Genomic DNA, 7,849 nt, shown 5'->3' with positions numbered 1-7,849 from the left:
AAGCAAAATCAAGTAACTTTTTTGAGTTTAATATCATATAAGTACTATAAAGTATTTTAATATGTAAATAAAAAAGAAAAGGAATGGTATCAATGTATAAAAATAATAATTATAAAAATTTTATAATTTTTATTTTATCTTTTATTTTTATTATTCTCTTTAGTCAAAATGTTAAGGCAATTGAAAAAAATAATCAAAATTTAAATGAGAAAATTTACACGATAGAATTAGAACGATTTAGAATTAAAAATGATGGAACTTCTCCAATAGAAACATCTAAAGGAATAAATAAGGCATTACAATTTGCAAAACAACAAAAGTATGAAAAAGTTATATTTCCAAATGGTATTTATTTAATAGATGAAAATAATCCTATTATTTTAGATATGCAAAATATGATTATAGATTTGAATTCATCAACATTACAAATAAATACTAATGGGTTAGAAAAATATTCGATTTTGCAATTTAGAAATGGTGCAGAAAATTTAAGACTAACAAATGGGAATGTTAGAGGAGATAAAGATACACATGATTATAAAACTATAGCAGCTCCTCATGAATGGGGATGTGGTGTTGTTTTTCAAGGTGGATTTAACTTAATAATGGATAATGTAACAGTATCTAATGTTACTGGTTATGGAATAAGTACAGAGAGTGCAAATAATGCAAATAGATTTCATGAAGTATCAACTAAAAATTTAGAATTTGGTAATATATTAAATAAAGGTGAATTTGTAACAAGTAACCAAACTATAAGAACAAAAACACCTTATGATATAAGTAAAGTAGGCACTGAATTTGAATTAGGATATACTTTAGGATATCAAGGATATCCTGTATTAAAAAGCAAAGAATATACAGCATATTTTTATGATAAAGATATGAAATTTATAGAAGCTAAGCAATGTATACAATATAGAAAAGTAACTATTCCTAAAAATTCTGTATATGTTAATTTTACTTTTAATCAAAATGTTATTCCTAATAACACTCAAAATTGGGCTGGATGGATTTCTAATTTCAAACCACCTACCAATGTTACTTTAAAAGATTGTATTATAAAAGAAAATAGAAGTTTAGGGTTGGCTTTTTGTGGTGGACAAAAATGGATAATAGAAAATAATTTATTTCAAGGAAATGGAGGAAATGCACCAGGATATGCAGTAGATTTTGAAGATGGCTGGGAATTAATGCAAGATATAGTTTTTAGAAATAATACTTTTAAAAATAATGATAAAGATTTAGTAGTATGTGCAGGAGATAATATTGTTTTTGAAGGTAATGACTTTACAAGTATGGTTTATGCATGGGGAAGAACTACTAATTATAAATTTTTAAATAATAAATTTTATAAAAACTATGTAACTTATGAAAATACAACGAATATGGAATCGACAGGAAATGAATATAATAAGAGTATTATTAAATTATATGACAAAAATAAAGATGCAAATACTTTGATTCATAAAGAAATTTTTAATGAAAGTAGCATATATGCAAGTGAAATATATAATACTATAGTGGATTCAACTATAAATGGAAATCATAAAGATTCTAAAGATTATGTATGGATTACTGGAGATTATAAAGGCTGCAATATAAATGTTAAAGGGGCATATATGGATGCTAATTTATATAATTGTAATTTTAATAATGCTAATATTTATTTAAAAACTGCTAATTTAATGAAAGAATGTAATATTAAAAATTCACATTTTATGACTCATGGAGATACTAAAAATTTAACTATTAATAGTAGTAAATTGGAGAATAGTAAATTTTATACTAGTACTTGGGGAAATGAAACAATAATAAATATGCAAGCAAATGAAATATTAATGAATAGTGGCTCTGAATCATTAATTAATATTTCTGCTGGCAAAATGAAAAATTTAATATTTGAAAATAATAGTGTTGAAAATTTAATTAATAAACCAGTTTTTAATATGTTTGATACAACTTATAGCATTCCAAAAGGTAATTTTGTAATACAAAACAATAAGATTAATCAAAATAATTATAAATTTATATTTGATGGAGTGGATATTAAACAAGGAGTTTTTAATTTTACTGAAAGAAATAATTCTGTAAATGGTGCACAAATGTTAAATCCTAAATATATTAATAATCAATATTTTAAAATTACAAATTAACATAATATTATAAAGAATATTGTGTTCGTTTAAATTTAACAAAAAATAACTAATGATGATAGTAATATAAAAATAAAACTATCATCTTTTTTATAGTTAGAAGGTTTAATATATAATTTTATGAGAGGAGAAGATTATGGAATTTACAAAAAATCAAATGAAAATAACCAAAGGAGTAGCAATACTTTTTATGTTACTTTTACATTTATTTTGTACAAAAGATTTTCAAAATTTATACAAACCAATAATAATCATAGGTAATGTTCCTTTAGTTTATTATTTAGCTTTATTTGGAGATTGTTGTGTAGCTATTTATTGTTTTTGTAGTGGGTATGGGTTGTTGGTAAGTTATAAAAATAATAAAGAAAATTATTTTAAGAACAATATTAAAAGGTTGTTAAAACTATATATAAATTTTTGGATAATACTAGTTTTATTTGTTTTAATATTAGGTCCTATTATGGGAATGGGAAGTGATTTTCCAGGTGATTTAAAAACATTTTTATTAACTTTTACTGCATTATCTCCAGCTTATAATGGAGCATGGTGGTTTTTAACTACCTATATTTTTTTAGTTTTATCATCTCCATTTTTAAACAAATTAGTGATTAAGTTCAATTTTAAATTTATTTTAATAGCATCTTTTTTATTTTATTTTGTTGCATATATTCAAAGAATAAAAGGTGTTCTTGTATTTGATAATAATATTTTAGATTGGTCAATAAAACAAATTGCTTTATTTGGAACATCTCAATTCCCTTTTATAGTTGGAGTTGTGTTTGCACATAAGAAATGGTACTCAAATTTATATAATAGATTTAATTATGTAAAGTATAAAAATCTTTTAGGAATGGCTTTAATAATATTAATGATTATAGCTCATGGATTTGTAGAAACTTTATTTGTAGCTGTTTTTACAGGAATAGTTTTTATATGTATTTTTAATTTAATGGATAAGCCTAAGTGGTTAGTTAGTTTATTAAATTATTTAGGTGATCACTCTACTAATATGTGGCTTACTCATATGTTTTTTTATATGATTTATTTTAAAAAATTAGTTTATGCACCTAAGTATAGTATTTTAATTTTTATATGGTTAATTGTCTTATGTTTAGGAGCATCTTATTTAGTGAATTTTATTTATAAGCCAATAATAAACTTATTAGATAAAAGATATAAGAATAATGTTATTGTTAATAATGAAAATTTGGGTTGTTAGTTTATTAAAGGATGCTGGGAAGTGTCCTTTTTTGACTATTTTATATGTGAACCATATCAAAAGAATAATCACATAAAATATAGAGTATACGTATAATGTTAATACGTTTTGTATAGCATTAAAATAATTATTAAAAATCACTATGTTAAATTTTAAAAATAAACTTTTCTATATATAAATGGAATTATTATAGTGCTATAATAATAGGTAATTAAAATGAATAAAGGATATGGAGATGAAAAAAATGAGTGCGAAGATTATTAGTTTAGCAGATTTTAAAAATAATAAATTTGTAAAAAATGTAGCTAAAAATAATTCTGAGATTAAATATGTAAATAAGTATAAAGAGGCTCTAAAACAAATGACTAAGGAAGAGTTGTTAAAATTTGAGGAATTACTTGAAAATTAGATTATAGAAAAGTGGGAGAGACTAAGGACAAAATGGAGAACAAAAATATAACTCAATTAATTAGCGTTTCAGATAATGAAATAAATAGAGGACATATATATTGGGCTGCTATTCAATTTACAGAAGAAAGACCATTAGGGATATTTAAATCTACATATGGTGATGATGGAATTAAAATAACAGAAGATGCTAATACATTTAAAGGTAGATTTAATTCAATAACTAATAGAAAAGAATCTGAAATTGTAGATGTTATAATAAGACATAAAAGAAGAATGGTTACTGTAATTCAAAGTGAAGATTCAATAGCATCTTTTATATATGTGTTACCAATAACCACTTATAGTGGCAATAATAAAAAGATAGAAATTATTAAAAATAATCTAAATAACCCACAATTTCAATATATAGGTTCTCTTACAGGTAAAGAAGCAGTTGTAAATATTTCAGATATGAAAAGAATACATAAATTTTTACTTATGGAAAAAGTAGGACAAACACAAATAAGTGAAGAAAACTTAGAAATAATAGGGAAAAAATTAGCTACTCTTATAGATATTGAAAAAATAGAAAAATGTGATGAATGTATTCATAATTATGAGAATTATATAAAAAACAAAGAGTTAGAAGAATTTAATAAGGTTGCAAATGAGTAAAAGGGTACTATAAAGTCAATGTCATTAAGTTAAGAAAAGTTATATTGTTTATTTTAGAAGTGCAAGGTATAGAAATATATCTTGCTCTTTTTTTTTGTATATTCCTACAAAAAATAAAAACTTTCAAATTTTTACTACAAAAATTAACTTTTTTTAATATTTTATATATGAAGAGAAAAATTAATGCCTTTATAGAGAACTAAGAGTTATTTTGTGGGAGGAATGAAGAAATGGTTTTTGAGAGTTTAAGGTTTTATACAGTAAGTGAGGTAGCGGACAGATTAAGGGTATCAGAGGATTTTATTTTGGAGTTAGTTGTTCAGGGTGTTTTAGAGGGTATAAATTTAGGTAATAGGGGAGTTTGGATTTTTGAGGAGAGGGCTATTTTAGAGTTTCTTTGTGAGTGTAGTAATAGTATTGGAAAGAGCAGTGATTTGCATCAGGTTTTAGTGAGTAAGGGTGAAGAGGTGATAAGTAAGGGAGAAAGGGTTGTTGTTTCTAATTTGGATGATGGTAAGGTGGTTAGCGATTTAGGTGAGGGTCATATACCTGTGTTAAGGTCTTATGCTATGAGGAATGGCAAGGACAGTTCTGTGGGTTCTAGTGATGAAGATGTTATAACTGAGTTTATTTTTGATGAGGAGCAGGCTAAGAAGCCTATTAGTGATGAAATTGTGTTTTCTTGTGATTTAGGTGAAGAGGAAAGGGGAGAAAGTAAGAAGCAGGTTATGGGTAATGATGTGTGTAGGAGAGTTAAGAGGAATTTTGTCATTAGTGAGTTTCTTGTTTATGAGCTAAAGAAGGCTCGGGATGTTTTAGGTGGGAGTATGAGTAGTATTGTGGAGGATGCTTTGGGTTTGTATTTTCAGTCAAAGGGTTTTATTAGTGAACATAATTTTAAAAGGTAGAATAGTATGTATTAAAGAATTTATTTGTAAGGGTGATTTGTATGAGTGAGAATAGGTTTCCCTTTAGAGTTTTAAGTACTTCTATTGATTTTGAGGAAGTTAATATTTATAGAAAAACTAGTCTTGCTCCAGATAGTTTTGTGGAGCGTAAGAAGTTTAATCTTACTCTTCATAGTTTAGAGCCTTTGGGTATAGAAGTTATGCACAATACTACTGTTGAAATTATGGTTCTTGGGGATAACTTGAAGGGTTATGCTGCTTTGTATGTTCATAATGTGGATAATGTTTTTATGGTTTTGAACAATATTCCTTTAAATGAGAGTACCACTGTTACTGTTAAGGATAAAGGGGAGTTGTTTTTAGAGGTTAGGAATATTAAGTATACTTTAGGGGAGGATGTTCCTTTTTCTTTTAAGGTTAGGGTTAGTGTTAGTGATAAGAGTAAGTATGTTATAACACCAACTTTAGATGTTAGAGAGAGTAAAATTTCTACTAAGGTTTTTAATGATGAGGATCAGTTTAAGGCGGCCATATCTGTTAATGGTGACAATGGTATGCTTATGATAAGTGATAATGTTAGGGTGTATTTTCCTAAGAGTAAGTTTGTTAGAAAGGATTTGGTTTTTAGGCAGGTTATTGATCTTCATGAACAAACCATTAATAAGTTTAATAAGTTAGCTGGGTTAAAGGAGAATGCTATTGAAAGGATAGATAAGCCTAGAAGGAATTTTGTTTTGGTTAGTGCTAGACATGATTGTTCTGCTTTGTTAACTGCTAGTTCTACTATGTTAGATACTAAGCCACTTAATTCTTCATTTTATGTTACTCCATTTTGGGCAATGTTTCATGAGTATGGTCATTTGTTTGATCAGCCTTGGGTTTTAGATGAAATTTGGAATAATTTATATGCTATTAATATATCTAAGAAAACTATAGGTCTTACTTGGCTGTGGGAAAGTAATAGAAAGACCTTTGAAAGTGAAAATATATTAAAATTTTATGAAACTTATTTTGTTAATGAAGTTGAAATTTCAAGGGAGTTTTTTAGTGCTGAAGGATTGTATTTTCTTTTTACTTTACAGGATATGTTTGGAATAGGATTTATTGAATCTATGACAAATTATTATACCCATAATTCTACTGAGTTAAAGGGAGTACCTTATATTGTTTATGTGGTGGCTAAAATTTATAAAGTGAATATTATACCTTATGTAGAGCTTTATGGTTATACGGATTTAAGTGAGGATTTAAAGGGGTTTGTAATAGAAAATTGTACTTCTAGTGCTATATATATTCCTAAGAGTTCATCTTTTAATAAGTTTAGGAATGTTTCTATTACACCAACTGTGGTTATGAAAGATGGTTTTAGTAGTAAGTATATTTATGGCATAGGCAATAAGGAATCTGTTATAAAGATTAATATAGATGGGGTAGATTATACTGAGAAGGCAAATTTAGAGGGCAAGTTTTATTTTACAATACCTGTTACTATTGATGAAAGTTCAATTATAGAAGTAAATTCTATAGATACTGGAAAAACTTTAAGTCCTGTTAAGGTGGTAAAGAGTAATGTTTTATTATCTCAGGTTAGTTTAGTGTTTAAGGGTTCAAGAAATATAGATATGAATGTTATATCCTTTGATACTATTAGTAAGTTTATTAAAGTAAAATCAGGAGAGGGAACAAAACCAAATTATATAGGTGATAAAGTATATTTTTCTTTTAAATTATATGATAATGAGGGGAATTTAATATGTGAAGGAGAAGTTTCTTCTAAGTCTAGTGTAGATAATTTTGTTAACATTATAAATGGATATAAGTTTAATTATGGGTATTATTTTAAGGTTTCACATTTAGAGCAGGACAGATGTATTTTAAATGGGAGTATTATAGGAATAAATTTAGATTCAGCAAATAGCTTTAAAGGAATAGATTTAACAAGCTGTAGATTTTATATAAAATCAGAGGGAATTGAATATGTGCCTAATACTACCTTTACTTTTTTAGGCATTGGTGATCTTGAAATTGCTACTTTGCAAGTTGATTATGAAAGTAAAGAGTTGGTAGCTAAGTCTACAAGTTATACTGCTAATTATAAATTTAAAGAAAAAACTTATTTTCAAGTAGCTTTATATGACGTTTTTAATAATTTAAAAATTATGAAGAAGGTTATAGGGAGTGGCAATGGGGATGAGTTTGCAAGGGATTTAAATGGATTTAAATTTGATATAGGTGATTATTTAGTAATTACCCATGGAGAAAAGTCTAAGCTATTATTAACAGGGAATGTTTTGAATAAACCTAGTAATTTTGAAAAGGACTTTGAAGATATAAATTTAGGCAGTATTAATTTTGTGTTTACAAAGGGTGGATTAAAATTTAGAAAAGAAGTTTTTATGTAATATAAATAATAAATAAAATTTATAAAAAATAAGCAGTCTATAGTGTATAGGCTGTTTTTTATATATTTAAATAAATATATAAAATTTACATAAAATAAG

The 7,849-nt window shown here is 25.9% G+C and carries 6 protein-coding genes; all 6 read left to right on the top strand.

All coding sequences use genetic code 11. From position 1 onward, the window contains the following. Positions 1-92 precede the first annotated feature (92 nt). The 6 genes from GBZ86_RS02490 to GBZ86_RS02470 all read left to right on the top strand — a co-directional run bounded on the left by GBZ86_RS02490 (position 93) and on the right by GBZ86_RS02470 (position 7,750). Positions 93-2,156 (top strand): right-handed parallel beta-helix repeat-containing protein, encoded by a 2,064-nt coding sequence (locus tag GBZ86_RS02490; RefSeq protein ID WP_170272135.1) that lies wholly within the window; start codon positions 93-95, stop codon positions 2,154-2,156. 136 nt (positions 2,157-2,292) lie between these two features. After that, complete coding sequence (locus tag GBZ86_RS02485) at positions 2,293-3,375, top strand: acyltransferase family protein (RefSeq protein ID WP_152887429.1); 1,083 nt, start codon at positions 2,293-2,295, stop codon at positions 3,373-3,375. A 244-nt stretch (positions 3,376-3,619) separates the two neighbouring features. Next, the gene (locus GBZ86_RS16935; protein WP_170272134.1) at positions 3,620-3,784 is read left to right on the top strand and encodes a hypothetical protein; all 165 of its coding nucleotides are present in this window, start codon (positions 3,620-3,622) and stop codon (positions 3,782-3,784) included. A 32-nt stretch (positions 3,785-3,816) separates the two neighbouring features. Further along, a complete protein-coding gene (locus GBZ86_RS02480; RefSeq protein ID WP_152887427.1) occupies positions 3,817-4,440 on the top strand; it encodes a hypothetical protein in 624 nt (207 codons plus the stop codon). A 230-nt stretch (positions 4,441-4,670) separates the two neighbouring features. Beyond that, complete coding sequence (locus tag GBZ86_RS02475; RefSeq protein ID WP_152887426.1) at positions 4,671-5,348, top strand: helix-turn-helix domain-containing protein; 678 nt, start codon at positions 4,671-4,673, stop codon at positions 5,346-5,348. A gap of 41 nt (positions 5,349-5,389) precedes the next feature. Further along, positions 5,390-7,750, top strand: a complete 2,361-nt coding sequence (locus GBZ86_RS02470; protein ID WP_152887424.1) for a putative mucin/carbohydrate-binding domain-containing protein — start codon at positions 5,390-5,392, stop codon at positions 7,748-7,750. The last annotated feature ends 99 nt before the right edge of the window (positions 7,751-7,849 follow it).

It is taken from the genome of Clostridium tarantellae, assembly GCF_009295725.1.
GTDB lineage: Bacteria > Bacillota > Clostridia > Clostridiales > Clostridiaceae > Sarcina > Sarcina tarantellae.
The sequence above is the reverse complement of the archived record's forward strand: the minus strand, read 5'-3'. Positions and strand labels throughout refer to the sequence as shown.

Bases quoted from the DNA above. Each gene is read 5' to 3' on its own strand.
- GBZ86_RS02490 (WP_170272135.1), top strand. From the start codon at position 93: ATGTATAAAAATAATAATTATAAAAATTTTATAATTTTTATTTTATCT.
- GBZ86_RS02485 (WP_152887429.1), top strand. From the start codon at position 2,293: ATGGAATTTACAAAAAATCAAATGAAAATAACCAAAGGAGTAGCAATA.
- GBZ86_RS16935 (WP_170272134.1), top strand. From the start codon at position 3,620: ATGAGTGCGAAGATTATTAGTTTAGCAGATTTTAAAAATAATAAATTT.
- GBZ86_RS02480 (WP_152887427.1), top strand. From the start codon at position 3,817: ATGGAGAACAAAAATATAACTCAATTAATTAGCGTTTCAGATAATGAA.
- GBZ86_RS02475 (WP_152887426.1), top strand. From the start codon at position 4,671: ATGGTTTTTGAGAGTTTAAGGTTTTATACAGTAAGTGAGGTAGCGGAC.
- GBZ86_RS02470 (WP_152887424.1), top strand. From the start codon at position 5,390: ATGAGTGAGAATAGGTTTCCCTTTAGAGTTTTAAGTACTTCTATTGAT.